At 73.2% G+C, this 19,596-nt stretch carries 12 protein-coding genes and 2 pseudogenes; 6 read left to right on the top strand and 8 right to left on the bottom strand.

Translation table 11 applies throughout. From position 1 onward, the window contains the following. Positions 1–48: 48 nt before the first annotated feature. The 5 genes and pseudogenes from FHX75_RS22500 to FHX75_RS32045 form a co-directional block, all read right to left on the bottom strand. On the bottom strand, positions 49–651 hold the full coding sequence (locus FHX75_RS22500; protein WP_154942321.1) for a GTP-binding protein: 603 nt from the start codon (positions 649–651) through the stop codon (positions 49–51). After that, a complete protein-coding gene (locus FHX75_RS22495) occupies positions 632–1,018 on the bottom strand; it encodes a DUF742 domain-containing protein (RefSeq protein ID WP_154942320.1) in 387 nt (128 codons plus the stop codon). Before FHX75_RS22495 ends, FHX75_RS22500 begins: the two co-directional genes overlap by 20 nt. Next, positions 1,008–1,430, bottom strand: coding sequence for a roadblock/LC7 domain-containing protein (locus tag FHX75_RS22490; protein WP_154942319.1), 423 nt, complete (start codon positions 1,428–1,430; stop codon positions 1,008–1,010). The genes FHX75_RS22495 and FHX75_RS22490 overlap by 11 nt, the downstream gene beginning before the upstream one ends. Further along, positions 1,430–3,784, bottom strand: a pseudogene (locus FHX75_RS22485) (sensor histidine kinase). The gene FHX75_RS22490 and the pseudogene FHX75_RS22485 overlap by 1 nt, the downstream one beginning before the upstream one ends. A 117-nt stretch (positions 3,785–3,901) precedes the next feature. Continuing rightward, entirely contained in the window at positions 3,902–4,213 is a 312-nt protein-coding gene (locus FHX75_RS32045; protein ID WP_211364547.1) for a catalase, read from the bottom strand. A 159-nt stretch (positions 4,214–4,372) separates the two neighbouring features. Here FHX75_RS32045 and FHX75_RS22475 point away from each other — a divergent pair, with 159 nt between their 5' ends. From FHX75_RS22475 to FHX75_RS22465, 3 genes are all read left to right on the top strand, one after another. After that, a complete protein-coding gene (locus FHX75_RS22475) occupies positions 4,373–4,966 on the top strand; it encodes a hypothetical protein (RefSeq protein ID WP_154942318.1) in 594 nt (197 codons plus the stop codon). Positions 4,967–4,976: 10 nt separating this feature from the next. Then, on the top strand, positions 4,977–5,954 hold the full coding sequence (locus FHX75_RS22470; protein ID WP_154942317.1) for a hypothetical protein: 978 nt from the start codon (positions 4,977–4,979) through the stop codon (positions 5,952–5,954). A gap of 136 nt (positions 5,955–6,090) precedes the next feature. Then, a complete protein-coding gene (locus FHX75_RS22465; protein WP_154942316.1) occupies positions 6,091–6,477 on the top strand; it encodes a hypothetical protein in 387 nt (128 codons plus the stop codon). A gap of 154 nt (positions 6,478–6,631) precedes the next feature. Here FHX75_RS22465 and FHX75_RS22460 read toward each other — a convergent pair whose 3' ends face one another. Next, positions 6,632–8,410 (bottom strand): glycoside hydrolase family 6 protein, encoded by a 1,779-nt coding sequence (locus FHX75_RS22460; RefSeq protein ID WP_154942315.1) that lies wholly within the window; start codon positions 8,408–8,410, stop codon positions 6,632–6,634. 527 nt (positions 8,411–8,937) lie between these two features. Here FHX75_RS22460 and FHX75_RS22455 point away from each other — a divergent pair. Together FHX75_RS22455 and FHX75_RS22450 are read left to right on the top strand one after the other, a co-directional pair. After that, a complete protein-coding gene (locus FHX75_RS22455; protein WP_154942314.1) occupies positions 8,938–10,158 on the top strand; it encodes a hypothetical protein in 1,221 nt (406 codons plus the stop codon). Further along, positions 10,145–10,855: a class F sortase gene (locus FHX75_RS22450; RefSeq protein WP_154942313.1), complete on the top strand. Its 711-nt coding sequence runs from the start codon at positions 10,145–10,147 to the stop codon at positions 10,853–10,855. Before FHX75_RS22455 ends, FHX75_RS22450 begins: the two co-directional genes overlap by 14 nt. Before the next feature lie 56 nt (positions 10,856–10,911). Here the strand turns inward: FHX75_RS22450 and FHX75_RS22445 are convergent, their stop codons facing one another. Then, entirely contained in the window at positions 10,912–15,960 is a 5,049-nt protein-coding gene (locus FHX75_RS22445) for an NAD-glutamate dehydrogenase (RefSeq protein WP_154942312.1), read from the bottom strand. 287 nt (positions 15,961–16,247) lie between these two features. On the opposite strand from FHX75_RS22445, the gene FHX75_RS22440 reads away from it, so the two are divergent. Continuing rightward, on the top strand, positions 16,248–18,206 hold the full coding sequence (locus tag FHX75_RS22440) for a penicillin-binding transpeptidase domain-containing protein (RefSeq protein WP_154942311.1): 1,959 nt from the start codon (positions 16,248–16,250) through the stop codon (positions 18,204–18,206). A gap of 392 nt (positions 18,207–18,598) precedes the next feature. Here the strand turns inward: FHX75_RS22440 and FHX75_RS22435 are convergent. Further along, positions 18,599–19,546: pseudogene (locus tag FHX75_RS22435) on the bottom strand (arginase family protein); the annotation flags it as partial. Positions 19,547–19,596: the final 50 nt, after the last annotated feature.

Raw genomic sequence — 19,596 nt, 5'->3', positions numbered from 1 at the left:
CGGCGGCGGGGGCTCCGGGCGCCACCGCCCGGCGCCGCCGCCCGCCGGTCAGGAGACCGGGACCGGTTCACCCCGCTGCCGGGCGACGTGCTCGACCAGCGAGATCAGCACCAGCTTGGCGGACTGCCGGTCCCGGGCGTCGCAGAGCACCACCGGCACGTCCGGATCGATGTCCAGCGCCTGGCGTACCGCCTCGATGCCGAACCGGCGGGACCCGTCGAAGCAGTTCACCCCGACCACGAACGGGATGCCCCGCTGCTCGAAGTAGTCGATCGACGGGAAGCAGTCGGCCAGTCGCCGGGTGTCGGCCAGCACCACCGCGCCGAGCGCGCCGAAGGCCAGCTCGTCCCAGAGGAACCAGAAGCGGTCCTGCCCGGGCGTGCCGAAGAGGTAGACCTGGAGGTCCTCGTTGATCGTGATCCGGCCGAAGTCCATCGCCACGGTGGTGGTCGACTTCGCCTCCACCCCGGAGAGGTCGTCGGTGCCGATGCCGGCCCCGGTCAGCACCTCCTCGGTCTGCAACGGGCGGACCTCGCTCAGCGCGCTGACCAACGTCGTCTTGCCCGCGCCGAACCCCCCGGCGATCAGGATCTTGAGAGCCAGCGGCAACCGGGGCCCGGAGGACTCCCGGTCAGAGCGCACGTAGTCCACTGACCACCGCCTTGAGGATGTCGTTGTCGGGAAGACCGGCGGCCGGGGGCTCGTGCACCGAGACCAGGCCCCGGGCGAGCAGGTCACCGAGGAGGACCCGGACCACGCCCACCGCGAGGTCCAGGTCGGCGGCGAGGTCCGCCACCGCGACGGGACGCCGGGCCAGCTCGACCAGGCGCCGGTGCTCCGGCTGGAGGCCCGGCTGCCCGGACGGGTCCGCGCCCGCGCCGGCCAGCACGAACGCGACCAGGTCGAAGCCGTCGACGGCCGGGCGCACCCGGCCGCCGGTGAGGGTGTACGGACGAACCACCGGGCCGGCCGCCGCGTCCAGCCACTCGTGCTGGGCGCCCGGCGGCTCAGCCCGCATCGACGGCCCCCACCGTCGCGCGGGCGGGGGCGGTCAGGTTCTCGCCGACCCGGATGACCAGCATCGCCATCTCGTACGCCACCAGGCCGATGTCCGCGTCGGCCGCGCAGACCACCGCCAGGCAGGCGCCCCGCCCGGCGGCCGTCACGAACAGGTACGCGGACTCCATCTCCACCACGGTCTGCCGCACCCCGCCGCCGGCGAGGTGCCGGCTGGCGCCCTTGGCCAGGCTGGAGAAGCCGGAGGCCAGGGCGCAGAGGTGCTCGGCGTCGGCGCGGTCCAGCTCGGCGGAGGCGCCGAGCATCAGCCCGTCGGCGGAGAGCACCACGGCCTCCCGGGCGGCCGGTACCCGGTCGACCAGCTCGTCGAGCAACCAGCCGAGGTCGACGTTCTGCCTCGTCGTGTCCACCACTAGGCGTCCCTCTCAGTCGCGGTCGGGGAATCGGAGGTCGCCGCCGTCGTACCCGGCGGCGGGGACGGCGCGGGATCCCCGCCCCGCCCCTCGGTACGGCCGCCGGTCGGGGCGGGTACGGCGCCGTCGGGTCGCCCCGGCGGCACGGAGCGGATCGCGCCGTCGCGCCGGCCCCGGGCGGTGCCGGCCTGGAGCGCGGACATCTGCCGGCGTACCTCCTCCGGGGAGCGGGCGGCCGGGGCCTCGGCGACCTGCGGGCGGGGGCGGGCGACCGGCCCGCGCCGGCGGACCCGGCGGGGCAGGCCGTCGCCGTCGGGGGCGGCCTCCACCGAGGAGATGCGGGCCGGAGCGAACGGCAGCACGGTCTGCTCGGCCCGGTCCCGGCCGGCGCGGCCGGCGCGGGTCCGGGGCAGGGTGGCCAGCCGGGTGACCAGCGAGGCCGGCCGCCCGGTGTTGACCGGCGCGGCCGGGGGCTCCTCGGTGACCAGGTCGGACGGGACGAGGACCACGGCGGTCACCCCGCCGGGAGCCTCGGAGCGCAGGGTGACCCGGACGCCGTGCCGGGCGGCGAGCCGGGACACCACGAACAGGCCGAGCCGGGCGCTGTCGGCCGGGTCGAACTCGGGCGGCCGGGCGAGCCGGCGGTTGGCGTTCTCCACCGCCTGCGGGGTCATGCCCAGGCCATGGTCGGTGATCTCCACAACGTAGCCCCGGGGCACCTGCTGGCCGGAGACCTCCACCCGGGTCTCCGGCGGGGAGTAGGCGGTGGCGTTCTCGATCAGCTCGGCGAGCAGGTGGATGACGTCCGCGACGGCCCGGCCGACCACCCCGGCCGGCTGCACCGCCCCGATGTCCACCCGGTCGTACGCCTCGACCTCGGAGACCGCGCCGCGCACCACGTCCAGCAGGGCCACCGGCTGCCGCCAGCCCCGCCCCGGGGCCGCGCCGGCCAGGATGACCAGGTCCTCGGCGTGCCGGCGCAACCGGGTGGCCAGGTGGTCGACCCGGAACAGCTCGGCCAGCTCGTCCGGGTCCTCGGTACGCCGTTCCATCCGGTCGAGCACCGCCAACTGGCGGTGCACCAGGCCCTGGCTGCGCCGGGCGATGTTCAGGAACACCTCGTTGAGGCCGCGGCGCAGGGTGACCTCGTCGACGGCCGCCCGGACGGCGGTCCGCCGGACCTCGTTGAAGGCGCGCCCGACGTCGCCGATCTCGTCGGCGCCGTACTCCAGCGGCGGCGCCTCCCGGGCCACGTCCACCTGCTCGCCCCGGCGCAACCGGGCCACCACGTCGGGCAGCCGCTGCTCGGCCATCTCCAGCGCGGCGCTGCGCACGCCGGTCAGCCGGCGGGCCAGCGTCCGCCCGACCCGGACCGCGACCAGCAGCGACACCACGATCGCGGTCAGGCCGAGCAACCCGGCGACGGCGAGCCGGACCAGGATGCCGACGGCCACCGGCACGGACCGCTCGGCCAGCCCGTCGGCCTGGCTCAGCTCGAAGTCCCGCAGCGCCTGCTGGACAGCGTCGTGGCTGCTCTGCTAGCCGCGGGCGTCGACCGGCGGAGGGGCGGCCGGGTCCGCCCGCAGCAGCCCCTCCTGAAGGGTGCGCAGCTGGACGAAGGCCGGGTCCTCGGTCAGCCGCTGGTAGGCGCTGCGGGCCTCCGGCGGCAGGTCGGCCACGGCCGTGTCGACCAGGAACCGCTCGTTGCCGATGGTCTGGGTCAGGAGCAGGTGCTCGCCGTCGGAGAACCGCCCCCCGGCGAGCGCGCCGGCCACCAGCGCGTCGGCCTGGCCGAGCAGGTCGCGGGAGCGGCCGAGCGCGGTGAGCGCCAGCGCCTCCCGGTTGAGCTCCGGGTCGGGTAGGGCGGCCATCGCCGCGAAGGTCTGGAAGGCGAAGGAGATCATGCCGCTGTAGAGCCCGACGGCGCCGGCCCGGTCCACCTGCCGGCGGTCGATGAAGCCCCGCCCGGCCGGCAGGGCGTCGAGGGCGGCGACCAGCTTGTCGAGCCGGGCGTCGAGCAGGTCGCCGGCCGCGTCGCGCAGTTTGTCCCCGCCGACCCGGTTCCGCAGCTCGGCGATCGCCGCGTCGGTGCGGCGGCGCTGGTCGGCCAGGGCCGGCAGGGCCGCCGGGCCGGCGAGCTGCACCACCGAGAGCCGGCGTTCGCGTTGCAGCTCGGTGACCACCACCTCGCCGGGGCGGCCCAGGTCGTACAGGAGGGTCCGCGCGGAGAGCAGATCCAGCGCCGGGCCGAAGGTCAGCGTGGTGGCGAAGATCCAGAGCGCGAGCAGGGCGGCCACCGGGGTGACGACCAGGGCGGTCAGCTTGGCGCGGATCGGCCAGTCGCGGGTGTCCATGAGTCCTCGCCCGAAGGGGTGGCAGCGGTGGCGCCGGCACCGGCCGGGCAGCGTCCCGGCCGCGCCGGGCACCGGCTCGGGCGCCTTGGGCAGGATACGTAATCCCGGGCCGTAGCACTACCGTCCGTCTCGCCCGTCACTACCAATCCGGTGTGGACCGTCCCCCGAGGACACCCACGCTGGGACGACGGACGCCCCGCCGGCGATCCGGCGGGAGGTGGTTCGGGCCGACCCGGCGGCGCTGGGTGTCCGAGTAGGAGAACTCCGGCGGACCAGCACCTCGTCGTCGGAGAAGTCCATGCCGTCGACCAGCACGCCGGCGCCGAAGGCGATCCGCTCGTTCTCGTTGTGGTGGTCGGTGCTGTTGCGGCTGAGCGTGACGCGCAGCCCGGCCGCCCGGAGGCGTTCGGCGTCCGAGTGGACCGGCATCACCCCACCCGAGCACGCTTCTGGAATAGGTCAAGTTTTCGGGACGGCTCACCCTGTGGGCCTGACCATGCTCGGGTGGGGGAATCGGCCAGGAAAGTGCGCGGGATCGGGATTGGCAGCCAGCGCGCGGAGGGAATACCAGGTGGCGAAGGAGGAGCCATGTCGCCCACGCAGGTAATCGTTGTGGTTCTCGTCGTGCTGGTGGTCGTGGCGCTGGTCGCCGCGGCCGTCGTGGCCGGCCGGCGGCGCGCGCTCAAGCGCCGCTTCGGCCCTGAGTACGACCGGGTCGTCGCGGAGCAGGACAGCCGCGGCGCCGCCGAACGGGAGCTGCGCGACCGGGAACGCCGGCACGCGGAGCTCGAACTCACCCCGCTGGACCCCGAGTCCCGGGCCCGGTACGCCGCCGCCTGGGAGGAGCTGCAGGTCCGCTTCGTCGACTCCCCCGGCGAGACCGTCGGCGACGCCGACGAGCTGGTCAGCCGGCTGATCGCCGAGCGGGGCTACCCCACCGGGGACTTCTCGGACCAGATCGCCCACCTCTCCGTCGACCACGCCCGCACCCTCACCCACTACCGCGACGCGCACGAGATCCGGGTACGCAACGAGCGCGGTGAGGCCAGCACCGAGGAACTCCGTCAGGCCGTCGTGCACTACCGCGCCCTCTTCGCCGACCTGCTCGGCGAGGAGCCGGTCGGGCACCGGCCGCCGGAGCAGCGCCGCCCGGACAGCCCGCACGACGTCACCAGCCACTGAGGAGCCGACGATGCGCCAGGAAGAGCCGCAGGGCAGCACCGACCACCCGGAGGCGGTCCGCTCCGCCCCGGTGCCGGTCCCCCATCCGAACGCCGCAACCCGGACGCCCCGGGACGACCGGGACGGCCGGGCCGACATTCCCGACGACGTGCTGGACGACCGGGGCACCTTCGACGACCCGCGGGTGACCGCCGACCGGCGCGCCGACGACCCCGACGACACCCGCCCGTACGACGTGCGTGACCTCGACCGCGACGACGCCGACGGCGACGGACGGCCGGAGTTCCACGAGCCGGCCCCGCTGCCGACCACCTTCGGCGCGGCCTCCGTGGGCGACGCGGTCGCCGCGTCGGCGCTGGCCAGCGGCCGTCCCGAGGACGAGCGGGACGCCCGGGGCGAGGACACCGTGGCGCCGGGTGACGGCGCGCCCGGGCGGACCGAGCCGTTCGACGACGAGCGGGCCGACCCGACCGCCGCGGACCGGATCCACGACCGCCAGCGGTGGGAGGCCGAGCACACCCCGGGCGGGGTACGCCCCGACGGCGACGCGCCGGCGGAGGGCGCGGCCGGGTACGGCAGCGCCGAGCCGACCATGGTCGACCCGGACGCCGAGGCGCCGGAGGGCGGTGCGGCGGCGGCCGCGGCCGGAGCCGCCGGAGCGGCCGGCGCGGCCGGGGTGGCCGAGGCGGCCCGGCCGTCCGGAGCGAACGTCCCAACGCACGCGGCGACGCTCTTCGAGGCGGACGCGGCGCAGGCCTTCCGGGACCGCTGGCGGGAGGTGCAGCTCCGCTTCGTGGACGACCCCCGCGCGGCGGTCGGCGAGGCCCAGTCGCTGGTCGAGGAGGCTATCCAGGCCCTCTCGGACGCGCTCGCCGCGCAGAAGGAGAAGCTCGGCGGCTGGCAGACGGCCGGCTCGACGGACACCGAGCAGCTCCGGGTGGCCGTACGCCAGTACCGCGACTTCCTGGACCGGGTCCTCGGACGCTGACCACCTGCGGACGCCCCGGCCGTACCACCGGCCGGGGCGTTCGCGTGCGTACCGGAAGGCGTGACCTCCCCGGCATGGGCCGGTCCCAGCGGGGTACGCGAGATCAGGGACGCGCCCGGGACAGGAGGTCAGCACCATGACGGATCGTGACCCGAACCGCCGACCGCTGGAGGAGAGCCCGGAGGTGGCCGCCGCGGTCGACGACGAGACCACCGTGCCGCAGTTGGCCACCGGGGGCGGCCCCGACCGGGACAACCCGTCCTTCACCGAGCCCGGTGGCGGCGCGGGCGGCGGCCTACCGACCGAGGACCTGCTCGGCGACCCGTACGCGGCTGGCACCGGCGCCACCGGGACCGGCACGGGGGCCGGCGGGGACAACATCCGCACCGGGGCCGAGCAGCCCTGGGAGCCGGAGGACCTGGTGATGGCCCGTGGGCAGGACATGACGCCGGAGAACCTCGAGCGGGCCCGCCGCGACCTGGCCGAGCACGGCCGGGCCGCGATCGAGCGGACCGTTCCCTGACCGGCACGCCGCAGCGGGCCCGCGCGCCCGACCGGCGGGTACGGCGGGGGCCCCTGACCCGACCGGATCGACCGGTCGGGCCAGGGGCCCGTGGGGAACCCGCCGCGGCAGTGCCTCACTCCCGCCGCGGCGGGTGGGCCGTCCGCCCCGGTGCTCAGAGCGCCGGGTAGGCGTTCCTCATGAGCTCCTGGAACTGCGCGGAGAACCAGGCGCCGGAGATCGGCGCGTTCGGCAGGGCGCCGCTGAGGCTGTTGCCGTTGCGGGCGTTGCCGGTGTAGGTCGGGTCGCACATCCGGTCGAAGCCCTTGCCCTCGTTGTTCGGGATCAGGCTGCTGGAGCCGTCCGACTCGCCCGGGGGCTTGACCCAGACGTACGCGTCGATGCCCGGCTCCGGCGCGGCCTTGGGCCGCTCGCCGAGGCCCGCCCCGGCCTGGTTGCACCAGTTGCCGGCGTGGATGCGGCGGTCGATGCGGCCACCGTTGACGTAGGTGTCCACGCTGGTCGTCGCGCCCGGGCCGGTGGGCCGGGCGGTGCCGCCCCAGCCGTTGCGGGAGGTGTCGATCAGCATGCCGATGTTGGCGTCGAAGCCGACGGAGACCAGCTTGCTGCGGAACGCCTGGGCGAACGACAGCTCGTCGACGTACTGGTTCCAGTCGATCCACTTGGACTGGCGGACGGTCTGCCCGTTCACCGTGTCGGTGATCTTGATGTACGGCTCACGTAGCGCCGAGTAGTTCGCGGTGTTGACGATGAAGCCGTGCACGTTCTTCACCGTGCTGCCGGAGGCGGTGGCGGCCTGGTGGAGCTGGGTCGCGGTCGGGCCGAGGTTGCTGTCCCAGCCGATCCAGCCGTGGTGGGCGGCGTCGATGTAGTTGTAGACGTTGCCGATGGCGCCCAGCTTGGCCAGGGCGTACCCGACACCGTTGACGTACGCGCCGTTGGCCTTGACCGTGTCGCACATCGCGGTGCCGCCGGGCTGGCCGGAGGTGTTGGTCACCAGGTTCGGCAGCGAGTCGATCTCGATGATGTTGACGATGCGCAGGCTGGCGTACTTCGGGTCGCCCTGGATCGCCGCGATCGGGTCGATGTACTCGGCCTTGTACCGGGGCAGTTCCTCCGGACCCAGCTCACCGTTGGAGGCGAGCGCCGCGCAGTCCCGGCCGGGCAGGTTGTAGATGACGAACTGGATGTAGCCGGCCCCCTGGGCCAAGGCCCTGTCCAGGTGGTCACGCACGCCCATCGAGCCGTTGGAGCTGCTGCCGGTGGTGCCGTTGATGGCGGCGATCCGGTCCAGCCAGACGGCGGTCGGGTTGTTCGACACCCGGCTGCCACCGGGCTCGGCGTCCGCCTTCGCCTTCCACTCCGGATTCACGTACCCCTTGACCCCGACGTACGGGTTGTCCACCTTCTGCCCCGGCGTGGTCGGCGTCGGGGTCGGGTCCGTGGGCGTGGGGGTCGGGGTGGTGGGCGTCGGCGTGGGGTTCGTCGGCGTCGGCGTCGGGTTGCCGCCGTTGCAGACCGTCCCGTTCAGGGTGAACGAGGTCGGCTTCGGGTTGCTGCCGCTCCAGGCGCCGTTGAACCCGATGCTGGTGCTGGCGCCGGTGCCGAGCGACCCGTTCCAGGACTCGCTGGCCGCGGTGACGTTCTGGCCCGTCTGCGACCACTTCGCCGACCAGCCCTGCTGCACCTTCTGGCTGCTGTTCGGGAAGGTGAAGCCGAGGTTCCAGGAGCTGACCGGGTCACCGAGGTTCTTGATGGTGACAGTGGCGGTGAACCCGCCCGGCCAGTCGCTGGTGGTGTAGTCGACGCTGCACTGGGTCGCGGCCTGCGCCGCGGTGACCGGAATGGCCACCATCCCGCCCGCGACCAGGGCGCTCGCACCGGCTAGCGCGACCGCCCGGCGCCGGCCGGACAGGTTTCTCCACAGATTCATGCCACTGAACTCCTTGGGCGAGACCGGATCCGCGTACGGCCCGGCGGAATGGCCCGGGTGGACGTCCCCACGGGGGACGGTCCTCGGCGCCAACGGGATATTTCGGGGGGTGCCCGACCCGGACGGGCATGGTGGTGGTGACGTCGACCGGTCACGCGGACCGGTCCAGCGGCGACGCCGTCCGGTCGGACCGGTTGCCCTCGACGTCTGCCTGCGCGGTGTGGCTCCCCGAACCGCGTGCAGCGATTCTTGCATGGGAGCGCTTCCATGGCAATGCCTCGATACCTGCCGGAAACCCGCACGCAAGGGCACCGGAGACCCCTCCCGTCGCAGCGAGGCCCAGAGCGCCCGGTGGGTCGACATCCGGCCGCCAAGCGGACAGAAGCCATGTAGCACCCCTATCGCCCGCACTGCTTAGAAACTCTTAAACACGAATCTTTCCCCGGATAAGTCGCGAAACGGTCTAACGTCGGTCATAGCTCGACTGTCGTCGGGCTCAGGACAACAGGGATGGAGTGACGCAGGTCATGGCAAAGAAGATGCTCGGGAAGGTCGTAGCGGGTGCCGCCCTCGGTGGCGCGTCCCTCCTGGTGTTCGCGCCGGGGATCGCGTTCGCGGACAACCACCACGACAGCGAGGACCGCGACGGCAAGGTCATCGCCAAGCCGCATGTCGTGAAGGCCGGCGACAAGGTCAAGCTCCTCGAGATCTGCCCGGAGCGGCAGGAGCACGCCTTCGTCTGGTCCAAGGTCACCGGCAAGGTGGAGCTGAAGCCGGTGGACAAGGACCGGCATGACGACCGGGACAAGGACCGCGGCGGCGAGCACGGGGACTGGAAGGACAAGGACAAGGACAAGGGCGACTGGGAGCACGGTAAGGACGACGAGCGCCGGGGCGACGAGCACGGCAAGAAGGACGACCACGGCAAGAACGACGAGCACGGCAAGAAGGACGACCACGGCAAGAAGGACGGCAAGGACGACGAACGCCGCGGCGACGAGCACGGCAAGAAGGACGACCACGGCAAGAAGGACGGCAAGGACGACGAGCGCGGCAAGGACGACCACGGCAAGGGCGAGGACGGCAAGGGCCAGTGGTCGAACGAGGGCGGCCAGCCCCCGGCCAACGGTGCGGGTGGCGGCTTCGCTGCCGACTCCGGGCCGGACCGCGACGCCAAGAACCACGAGGAGGGTCGCGGCGACGAGCACGGCAAGAAGGACGACCACGGCAAGAACGACGAGCACGGCAAGAACGACGAGCACGGCAAGAAGGACGACGGCAAGAAGGACGACCACGGCAAGAAGGACGACGACAAGAAGGGCCACGACGGGTACGGCCAGGAAGAGGGCCGGGACCGTAACGGCCACGACGAGAAGTCCGACGAGCACGGCGACAAGGGCGACTGGAAGAACGGCCACGACGAGAACGGCCGCGACGACCACGGCCGGGACGACCGCTCGGGCTACGGCGAGGACGAGGACCGCTGGGAGCACAAGAAGGACTTCGTCTACTACGGCGAGGCCAAGGTCTCCGAGGACGCCCGTCCGGGCAAGTACGAGCTCAAGGGCTCCTGCGGCGAGGGCAAGCTGGTGGTCCTCCCGCGCGGTGGCGTCGACGGTGGTGACGGTGGCATGACCAGCACCAGCACCGACCGCGGCATGGCCCTGGGCGGGGCGGGCATGATCGGCGCGGCCGCCCTGGGTGGCATCGTGCTGATGCGTCGGCGTCGGGCCGATGGCCTCGTCTGACCAGACGGCGACACGGGCCGGCGGCCGTCACGGGAGACCGTGGCGCGCCGCCGGCGCCGCCGTCGTCGTCCTGCTGGCCATGGTGGGCGCCGGCATGATCGGCGCGTCGCTGCGGACCGAACCCCCGCCCCGCCCCCCTCAGCCGCGGGCCCAGTCCGCCCCGCAGACCCCCGCCGCCGAGCCGGACGTCGTAGCCGGCGAAGGCCCGGTCGAGGCGGTGGAGGTACCCCCCGCCGCATTGTCCCGATCCGCCCCCGGCACCATCTCGATCCCGCGCATCGGGGTCGACGCCGAGATCATGACCTTGGGCACCAACCCGGACGGCACCGTCCAGGTCCCCCCGCTGGACCAGGCCCAGCGCGCCGGCTGGTACTCCCCGGGGCCCAGCCCCGGCGAGGTCGGCAACGCGGTGATCGTCGGGCACGTCGACTCGGCGAAGCTCGGCCCCGCCGTCTTCTTCGAACTCGGCGCCCTCCAGCAGGGTGACACCATCACCGTCACCCGCGCCGACGGGGTCAAGGCCACCTTCGCCGTCGACGAGGTCCGGTCGTACCCGAAGGTGTCCTTCCCCACCGAGCTGGTGTACGGCCCGAACGACAAGCCCGCGCTGCGGGTGGTGACCTGCGGCGGCGAATTCGACCAGGCCGCTGGCAGCTACCCCGACAACATCGTCGTCTTCGCCACGATGACCGCGTGAACGCGACGCGCCTCCGGTGGGACCCGGGTCCCGCCGGAGGCGCGTCGGCGTACTCGTCAGGCGGCGGCGGAGGTCCGCACCAGGGTGCGGATCTGGCGCAGCAGCACCGACAGGGCGGCCAGGTCGGCCCGCGACTCGTCGAACTCCCCCATTGCCCGGCGGGCGCGGTGGATCGAGGTGGCGTTCGACTGCTCCCACTGGAGCACCCGCTCGTTCGAGGGCAGGTTGTCCGGGGTCGAGTCGAGAACCTCCGCGGTGAGCGCGGCCAGCGCGGCGTACAGGTCGTAGCGCAGCGCCATCCGGGCCAGCGTCTGCCAGCGGTCCTCCCGCGGCAGCAGGGAGATCTTCGACAACAGGGAGTCCACCCGGAACAGGTCGGACAGGACGAAGTAGACCGAGGCCACCTCGCCCACGTCCCGCCCGCTGGAGGTGGCCGTCTCCACCACGTCGAGCAGGCCGAAGCTGTACATCAGGCGGGTCGCCTGCTCGGCCAGGTCGCGCGGCAGACCCCGCTCGGTCATCGAGTCGATGTGCGCCGCCAGCGACTCCCGCTCGCTGCCGTAGAAGCGCTCCTCCAGGTCCGGCAGGAGCCGGGCCACGCCGTCGCGCAACCGGGCGATCTCGGCCGGCACGTCGATCGGCGAGCGCCGGTTGGTGACCAGCCAGCGCACCGCGCGGTCGAGCAGCCGCCGGGTGTCCAGGTAGACGCTGGTCTGCAGCTCCGGGGAGACCTTGTTGTCCAGCGCCTCGACGGCGTCCCAGAGCTCGCGCAGCCCGAAGACCTCGCGGACCACCACGTACGCCCGGATCACGTCCGCCGGCGACGCGGCCGTCTCCTCGACGACCCGGAAGACGAACGAGATGCCGCCCCGGTTGATCGCCTCGTTGACCAGCACCGTGGTGACGATGTCGCGGCGCAGCCGGTGCTGCGCCATCCGGTCGGCGAAGCGCTCGCGCATCGGCGTCGGGAAGTAGTTGACCAGGACCTCGGTCGTCCACTCCTCGTCGGCCAGCCCCTCGGCCAGGATCTCCCGCTCCAGCACGATCTTGACGTACGCGAGCAGGACCGCGAACTCCGGCGCGGTCAGCCCGGACTCGGTGCGGACCGCCAGTTCCTCGTCCGGCGGCAGCGCCTCCAGGGCCCGGTCGAGCTGACCGGCCCGCTCCAGCTCGTTGATCATCCGCCGGTGCACCGGGAGCAGCGACGCGGCCTGGGCCTGGGCGTTGTTGATCGCCCGCGCCTGGTCGTAGTTGTCCCGCAGCACCAGCTCGGCGACCTCGTCGGTCATCTGGGCGAGCAGCTCGTCCCGCTCGGGGACGTCCAGCGCGCCGTCGGCGACCGCCGTGTTGAGCAGGATCTTGATGTTCACCTCGTGGTCGGAGCAGTCCACCCCGGCCGCGTTGTCGATGAAGTCGGTGTAGATCCGTCCGCCCGCCAGGGCGTACTCGATCCGGCCGAGCTGCGTGCAGCCCAGGTTGCCACCCTCGCCGACCACCCGGCAGCGCAGGCTCTTGCCGTCCACCCGGATCGCGTCGTTGGACTTGTCGCCCACCTCGGCGTTGGTCTGCGTCGACGCCTTCACGTAGGTGCCGATGCCGCCGTTCCAGAACAGGTCGACCGGCGCGGTGAGGATCGCCTTCATCAGCTCCTGCGGGCTGAGCTGCGTCGTGTCCTCGTCGAGGTCGAGCACCGCCCGGACCTGCGGCGTGATCGGGATCGACTTGGCGGTACGCGGGAAGATCCCGCCGCCCTCCGAGATCAGCTTCCGGTCGTAGTCCTCCCACGACGACCGGGGCAGCTCGAACAGCCGCTTCCGCTCGGCGTACGAGGTGGCCGCGTCCGGGTCGGGGTCCAGGAAGATGTGCCGGTGGTCGAAGGCGGCCACCAGCCGGATGTGCTCCGAGAGCAGCATCCCGTTGCCGAACACGTCACCGGACATGTCGCCGACGCCGACCACGGTGAAGTCCTGGGTCTGGGTGTCGTGGCCCAGCTCGCGGAAGTGCCGCTTGACCGACTCCCAGGCGCCCCGGGCGGTGATGCCCATCTTCTTGTGGTCGTACCCGGCGGAGCCGCCGGAGGCGAACGCGTCGCCCAGCCAGAACTGGTGCGCCGCCGAGATCTCGTTGGCGATGTCGGAGAACGTCGCGGTGCCCTTGTCCGCCGCCACCACCAGGTACGGGTCGTCGGCGTCGTGCCGCACCACGTCGGTCGGCGGCACGATCTCGCCGCCGACGATGTTGTCGGTGACGTCGAGCATCGCGCCGACGAACTCCTTGTAGCAGGCGACCGCCTCGTCGCGGTCCCCCGGCTTCTGCTTGAGCACGAAGCCGCCCTTGGCGCCCACCGGCACGATCACGGCGTTCTTCACCATCTGCGCCTTGACCAGGCCGAGCACCTCGGTGCGGAAGTCCTCCCGCCGGTCGGACCAGCGCAGCCCGCCCCGGGCCACCGGCCCGAACCGCAGGTGCACGCCCTCGAACCGGGGCGAGTACACGAAGATCTCGAACTTCGGCCGCGGGGCCGGCAGGTCCGGGATGGCCTGCGGGTCCAGCTTGAACGCCACGTACGACTTGGGTCGCCCGCCGACCGGCTTCTGGTAGAAGCTCGTCCGCAGGGTGGCCTGGATCAGCGTCAGGTACGACCGCAGGATCCGGTCCTGGTCCAGGCTGGCCACGTCGTCCAGGGCCGCGCTGATGGCGCCGACCAGCTCGTCGGTGCGCTGCCGGCGCTCCTCGATGCTCGCCGCACCCGGGGCGAACCGCGTCTCGAAGAGCTCCACCAGCAGGGCGGCGATCTTCGGGTACGCGATGAAGGTCTGCTCCATGTAGTCCTGGGAGAAGACGGTGCCGGCCTGGCGCATGTACTTCGCGTACGCCCGCAGCACCACCACCTGCCGCCAGGTGAGACCGCCGCGCAAGACCAGCTCGTTGAAGCCGTCCACCTCGGCCTCGCCCCGCCAGGCGGCGGCGAAGGCGTTCTCCACGTGCGGACGCACCTCGGCCAGCTCCTGGTGCCGCTCGGGCAGGCGCAGGCCGAAGTCGTACAGGAAGACCCGGCCGTCGACCCGGTCCACCTCGTACGGGTGCTCGTCGACCACCGCGACGCCCAGCGAGTGCAGCACCGGCAGCACGGCGGAGAGCATCATCGGCTCGCCGTACCGGTAGACCTTGAAGCGGACGTCCATGGCGTCGTCGGCGTCCCCGCCGGCCCCGCGCGGAGCGAGCTGCTTGCGGAACAGGTGCATCTCCAGCTGGCCGGGCTCCTCCAGCAGCTCCAGCTTCGCCAGGTCCTTCATCGCCTCGTACGGCGTGTGGCCGTCCTTGTAGCCCTCGGGGAAGGCGTCGGCGTACCGGCTGAACAGGTGCTTGGCCTGCTCGTCGCCGAGCTTGCGCTCCAGCACCAGCCGGTAGTCGTCGTCCCAGAGCCGGGTGGCGTCGGCCAGCTCCTCGGCGAGCAGGTCGGCGTCGACCTCGCCGGGCGGGTTGGTCGGGTCGGTCCGGACGATGAAGTGCACCCGGGCCAGCATCGACTCGGTCACCCGGGTGGTGTAGTCCACCCCGACGCCGTTCAGCTCGTGCAGCAGGATGTCCTGCATGCGCAGCCGGTTCTGGGTGGTGAACCGGTCCCGGGGCAGGTAGATCAGGCAGGAGATGAACCGCCCGTACGCGTCCCGGCGCAGGAAGACCCGCAGCTGCCGGCGACCGGCCATCCGCAGCACGCCGATCACCGCGTGGTACAGGTCGTCGGTCTTGATCTGGAACAGCTCGTCGCGCGGGTAGGTCTCCAGGATCTGGAGCAGGTCCTTGCCGGAGTGGCTGCGCTGGCTCAGGCCGGAGCGGTCCAGCACCTCGGCGACCTTGCGCCGGACCACCGGCAGCTCCCGGACGCTGGTCCGGTACGCGGCGGTGGAGAACAGGCCGAGGAACCGCCGCTCCCCGACCACCTCGCCGGCCTCGTTGAAGATCTTGAATCCGATGTAGTCCAGGTAGGCCGAGCGGTGCACGGTCGCCCGGGAGTTCGCCTTGGTGATGATCAGCAGGCGCTTCTCCATCACCTTCTCGTGCGCCTCCGGCGTCATCGACGACAGCGCCCGGGCCTCCGGCGAGTCCGACCGCAGGATGCCCAGCCCGGTGCCGAGCACCGCCTCCAGCGCCGGTCCGTCGCCGCCGTCGCTCTCGACCAGCCGGTACTCCCGGTAGCCGAGGAAGGTGAAGTGGTCGTGAGCCAGCCAGCGCAGCAGCTCCACCGAGTCGGTGATGTCCTTCTCAGGCACGGGCGGACGGTTGTCGGAGGTCCGGGCCGAGGCCAGTTCGTCGGCCAGCGCCAGGGCGCGCTGCCGCATCTTCGGCCAGTCCTCCACCGCCTCGCGCACGTCGGTGAGCACCCGCTGCAGCTCGCGGCGCAGCTTCTCCCGCTCCCCCGCGTCCCGGACCGGGTCGATCTCGATCCGCATCCAGCTCTCGACCAGGTCGCCGGCGATCGCGTCGTCCGGCTCGACGTCGGCGGAGACCTCGGTCAGCCGGCCGAGCGGCTCCCGCCGCACCACGACCAGCGGGTGCACCAGCAGGTGCACGTCGAGGTGGTGGGAGTTGAGCAGCGCGGTCACCGAGTCGACCAGGAACGGCATGTCGTCGGTGACGATCTCGATGACCGTGTGGTGCTGCTCGGCGTCCGGCTCGTGGATGCGCAGTTTCAGCTCGCCCGGCACCCGCTGCTGGGCCAGGTCCCGGTGCGCCCTGGCGGCGTCGAGCATCTCCTCGGCGGTGAATCCGATCAGTTCCTCGTCCGGCGCGAACCGCCAGAAACGGCCCACCAGGGTGGCCGCGTCGTGGTCGTCGCCGGCCAGCGCCACCGCCTGGGCGACCAGGCGCTCCGCGTTGGGTACCGGCTCGTCGAGCTCCGCGTCCTCCACGTCGTCACCGAGCGCTTCGCTAGGAAGCCCCAGTTCGTAGAGGGTGTCGATACTCGAACCGGTCATCCCGGTAACTCCTGTGTCGAGTCGGCCGAAGCCGTCCCCGTCGGTCGCCGAATCGAAGCTGTCGTCCCGGCCGGTGTCAGCCTGCCGGAGGTCGGGTCCCGGTTTGATCGCCGGACGCCGGTCCATCGGTGCCACTCCCCTCGACCCACCGCGTTGTGGGTCACTCTGCCGCCCAGCCTAGGCCCTGCCACTCTGTCCGTTCGTCGGCGGACCACCGGCCGGACGTCCGGTTCGGGACTCTGTCCTTTCACCCGTTGCAGATGCGTGGTCGGCCGGCTGCGGAGTACCCCGACTCGCGATGTTCATCACACCGCCGTCGGGGTCTTCACGCAGCGTGCGGCCACGCCGGGGCGGTACGGGGAGCACGGCCGTACTAGCGTGCAGGGCAGTCCGAGATCCGGAGGTACCGCTCCATGCCCGTGTCGTACCCGCTCCGCCGTCCCCGTACGCGCATCCGGCCGGCCCTCGCGGCGCTGACCGCCACCGTGCTGGCGGCCGGCGCGCTCACCGGGTGTTCGGACGGTGACGGACCGGAGCGGACCGTCGACGCCTTCCTGACCGGCTGGCGCTCCGGCGACCTCGGCGCGGTCGGGTTCATCGACCCGACCGGCGCCCGGCTGCCGGCCACCGAGGTCGCCAAGGAGATCAAGGAGCTCTCCGGCGAGCTGGCCGCCACCCCGCCCACCCTGCGCCGCTCCGGCGACGCCGAGGTCACCAAGGACATCGCCACCGCCAAGGTCCGGGTGGAGTGGACGCTGCCGGGAAAGACCACCTGGGCGTACGACCGACCGGTGCGGCTGCGCCAGGGCCGGGACGACCAGTGGCAGGTGATCTGGGAGCCGCAGCTGGTGCAGGAGCAGCTCGGCGCGGGCGACCGGTTGACCGTACGCCGGACCGCCAGCCCCCGGGCCGGGGTGCTGGACGCCGCCGGGCAGCCGATCGTGGCGCCCCGACAGGTGGTCCGGGTCGGTGTGCAGCCCAGCGAGGTGACCGACGCGAAGGCGCTGGTCAAGCAGCTCGACGCGGCGTTCAAGGCGATCCGGCCGGCGCTGAATCCCCCGGTCGACCTTGCCGACCTGCCGAAACGGCTCAGCGAGGCGGATCCGGGCGCCTTCGTCGAGGTGGTGACGCTGCGGGACGAGGCGTACCGGCAGATCCGGTCGCGCATCTACCACCTGCCCGGCACCCGGTTCCCCACCGAGAAGCGGGACCTGGCTCCCACCCGGGAGTTCGCCCGGGCGCTGCTCGGCTCCGTCGACGAGGCGCAGGCCGACGACCTGGCCGCCCACCCCGACAGGTACGCCAAGGGCGACCTGGTCGGGCACGGTGGCCTCCAGGGCCGCTACGACGACCGCCTGCGCGGCACTCCCGGGCTAACCGTGCTCGTCCAGGGGCCGGCCGGTCCCGACGGCACCCCGGAGCCGACCGAGGTTTTCCGGCACGAGCCGCAGCCCGGCCAGCCGCTGAAGACCACCCTCGACGTGGCCACCCAGAACGCCGCCGACGCCGCGCTGCGCGGCGAGAAGCGCCGCTCGTCCCTGGTGGCGGTACGGATCAGCGACGGCGCGGTGCTCGCCGCGGCCAACGGGCCCGGCGCGGCCGGGGAGAACCTGGCCTTCACCGCCCAGGTGCCGCCGGGCTCCACCTTCAAGATGGTCAGCGCCCTCGGTCTGCTGGACCGCGGCGCGGTCGGCGCCGACTCCGTCGTGGACTGCCCGAAGACGTTCACCGTGGACGGACGACCCTTCAAGAACTCCGACGACTTCGTCCTCGGCAAGGTGCCGTTCCGCACCGACTTCGCCAAATCCTGCAACACCGCCTTCACGTCCCTGGCGCCGAAGCTCGGCCCCGACGGGCTGGCCGTCACCGGCCGTACCCTCGGCCTGGAGGGCAGCTGGGACCTCGGCACGGACGCCTTCACCGGCAAGGTCTCGGCCAACGGCTCGCCGGTCGAGCAGGCCGCCGCCGCGATCGGCCAGGGCACCACCGTGGTCAGCCCGCTCGCCATGGCCGGGGCCACCGCGGCGGTCGCCCGCAGCCGCTGGGAGCAGCCGAAGCTGGTGCTCGACCCGGCCCCGGCCGTGCCGGCGGAGCCCGGCCCGCAGCTCAAGGCCGAGTCGGTGGAGCCGCTCAAGGCGATGATGCGCGAGGTGGTCACCGCCGGCACGGCGAAGGCGCTGGCCGACGTCCCCGGCGGCCCGGTGTACGGCAAGACCGGCACCGCCGAGTACGACAACAACCCCGCGCACACCCACGCCTGGTTCGTCGGCTGGCAGGGTGACGTCGCGTTCGCGGTCTTCGTCGAGCAGGGCGGATCGAGCACGTCCAGCGCGGTCCCGATCAGCGAGCGCTTCCTCCGCGCCCTCCGCTGACCCGACCCCAGCCTCCCGGCACCCGGCGCACCGCGGCGGATCCGTCAGGCGATGCCGGCGGACGACGGCGCCGGGCCGTCCTCCGACGCCCCGTCCTCGTCGGCACGGGGCACCCGGCGGAGCAGGCCGGGCCCGACGCCGGCGGGCGGCCCGACCGGCTCGACGGCGACGGCGGGCACCGGCGTCTCCACCGGCGCCGACGCGAGCCCGCCGGTCGCCGGGCCCTTCACGGCCTCCGGCTCGTCCACCGCCGGCTCGCCGGGCCCGAGCGGCGCGATGCCGACCGGGGAGCCCGGCCCCGGCCCTCCGGCCGGCCCGGCGCCGCCGTTGGGCGGGGTGGCGAGACCGGCGAGGATCGCCGGCCCGGTGGACCGGACGCGCTGCGGCGGCGGGGCGGCCGGCAGCAGCCGGGGCGGCACCGCCTCCGGCGCCGACACCGGGGCCAGGCCGGCCACGACGGTGTTGACGATCTCGGCGGCGTACGAGCCGTCCGGGTCGTAGTCGGGGTCGAAGACGGTCAGCTCGACGCCGAGGCAGTGCGGGGTGTCCACCAGCCCGGCGAGCAGGATCTCCAGTTCGGCGAAGGCGATCCCGCCCGGGTCCGGCGCGTCGACCGCCGGCATCACCGCCGGGTCGAGCACGTCCACGTCGATGTGCACCCAGTAGCCGGCGCAGTCGGCGAGCTGCTCGTGCGCCCACTGGGCGGTGCGGGCCGCGCCCTCGGCGCGCAGCGCGGGCACCGGCCGGGTGGTGATGCCGGCGGCCTGCAGGTCGAGGCGGTACTCGTCCTGCGCGCGGATGCCGAGCACCACCACGTCGATGTCGCGGAAGTAGGGGCGCCGCCCCTCGATGGCGGCCAGGTCGGCCTGTCCGCGCCCGGTCACCAGCGCCAGGTCCTCCCCCGCCGCCGCGCCCACGTACGAGGCGTTGCCGGGGTGCCGGAAGTCGGAGTGGCCGTCGACGAAGACCAGGCCGATCCGGCCGCCGACCGCCTCGCCGAGCCGGTGCATGGCCAGCGCCGAGCCGAGCAGCACCGAGCAGTCGCCGCCGAGCACCAGCGGGAACTCGCCCCGGTCGATGATCGCGCCGATCCGGTCCGCCAGGGCCACCGAGTAGCCGGAGATCTCCCGGGCGTGGCAGACGCCGTCGCCGGGCCGCCAGTCGCCCGGGTCGTACCGGGGTGGGGTGAGGCAGCCGGCGTCGCGGGCCCGCAGCCGGGCGAGCAGGTCGTGGTCGCGCAGCGCGCCGGGTGCTTTGCCGCAGCCGGGGACGGAGGTGGACGTGGGTGGGCGCAGTCCCAGGTTTGTCGGCGCGTCGAGGACGGCGATCCGGCGCATCATGGGCTCCCGTCCTCGGTGGTCGGGCGGGCCGGCCGGAACGCCGGCCCGCG

The organism is Micromonospora palomenae, from assembly GCF_007829925.1.
Lineage (GTDB): Bacteria > Actinomycetota > Actinomycetes > Mycobacteriales > Micromonosporaceae > Micromonospora > Micromonospora purpureochromogenes.
The sequence above is the reverse complement of the archived record's forward strand: the minus strand, read 5'-3'. Positions and strand labels throughout refer to the sequence as shown.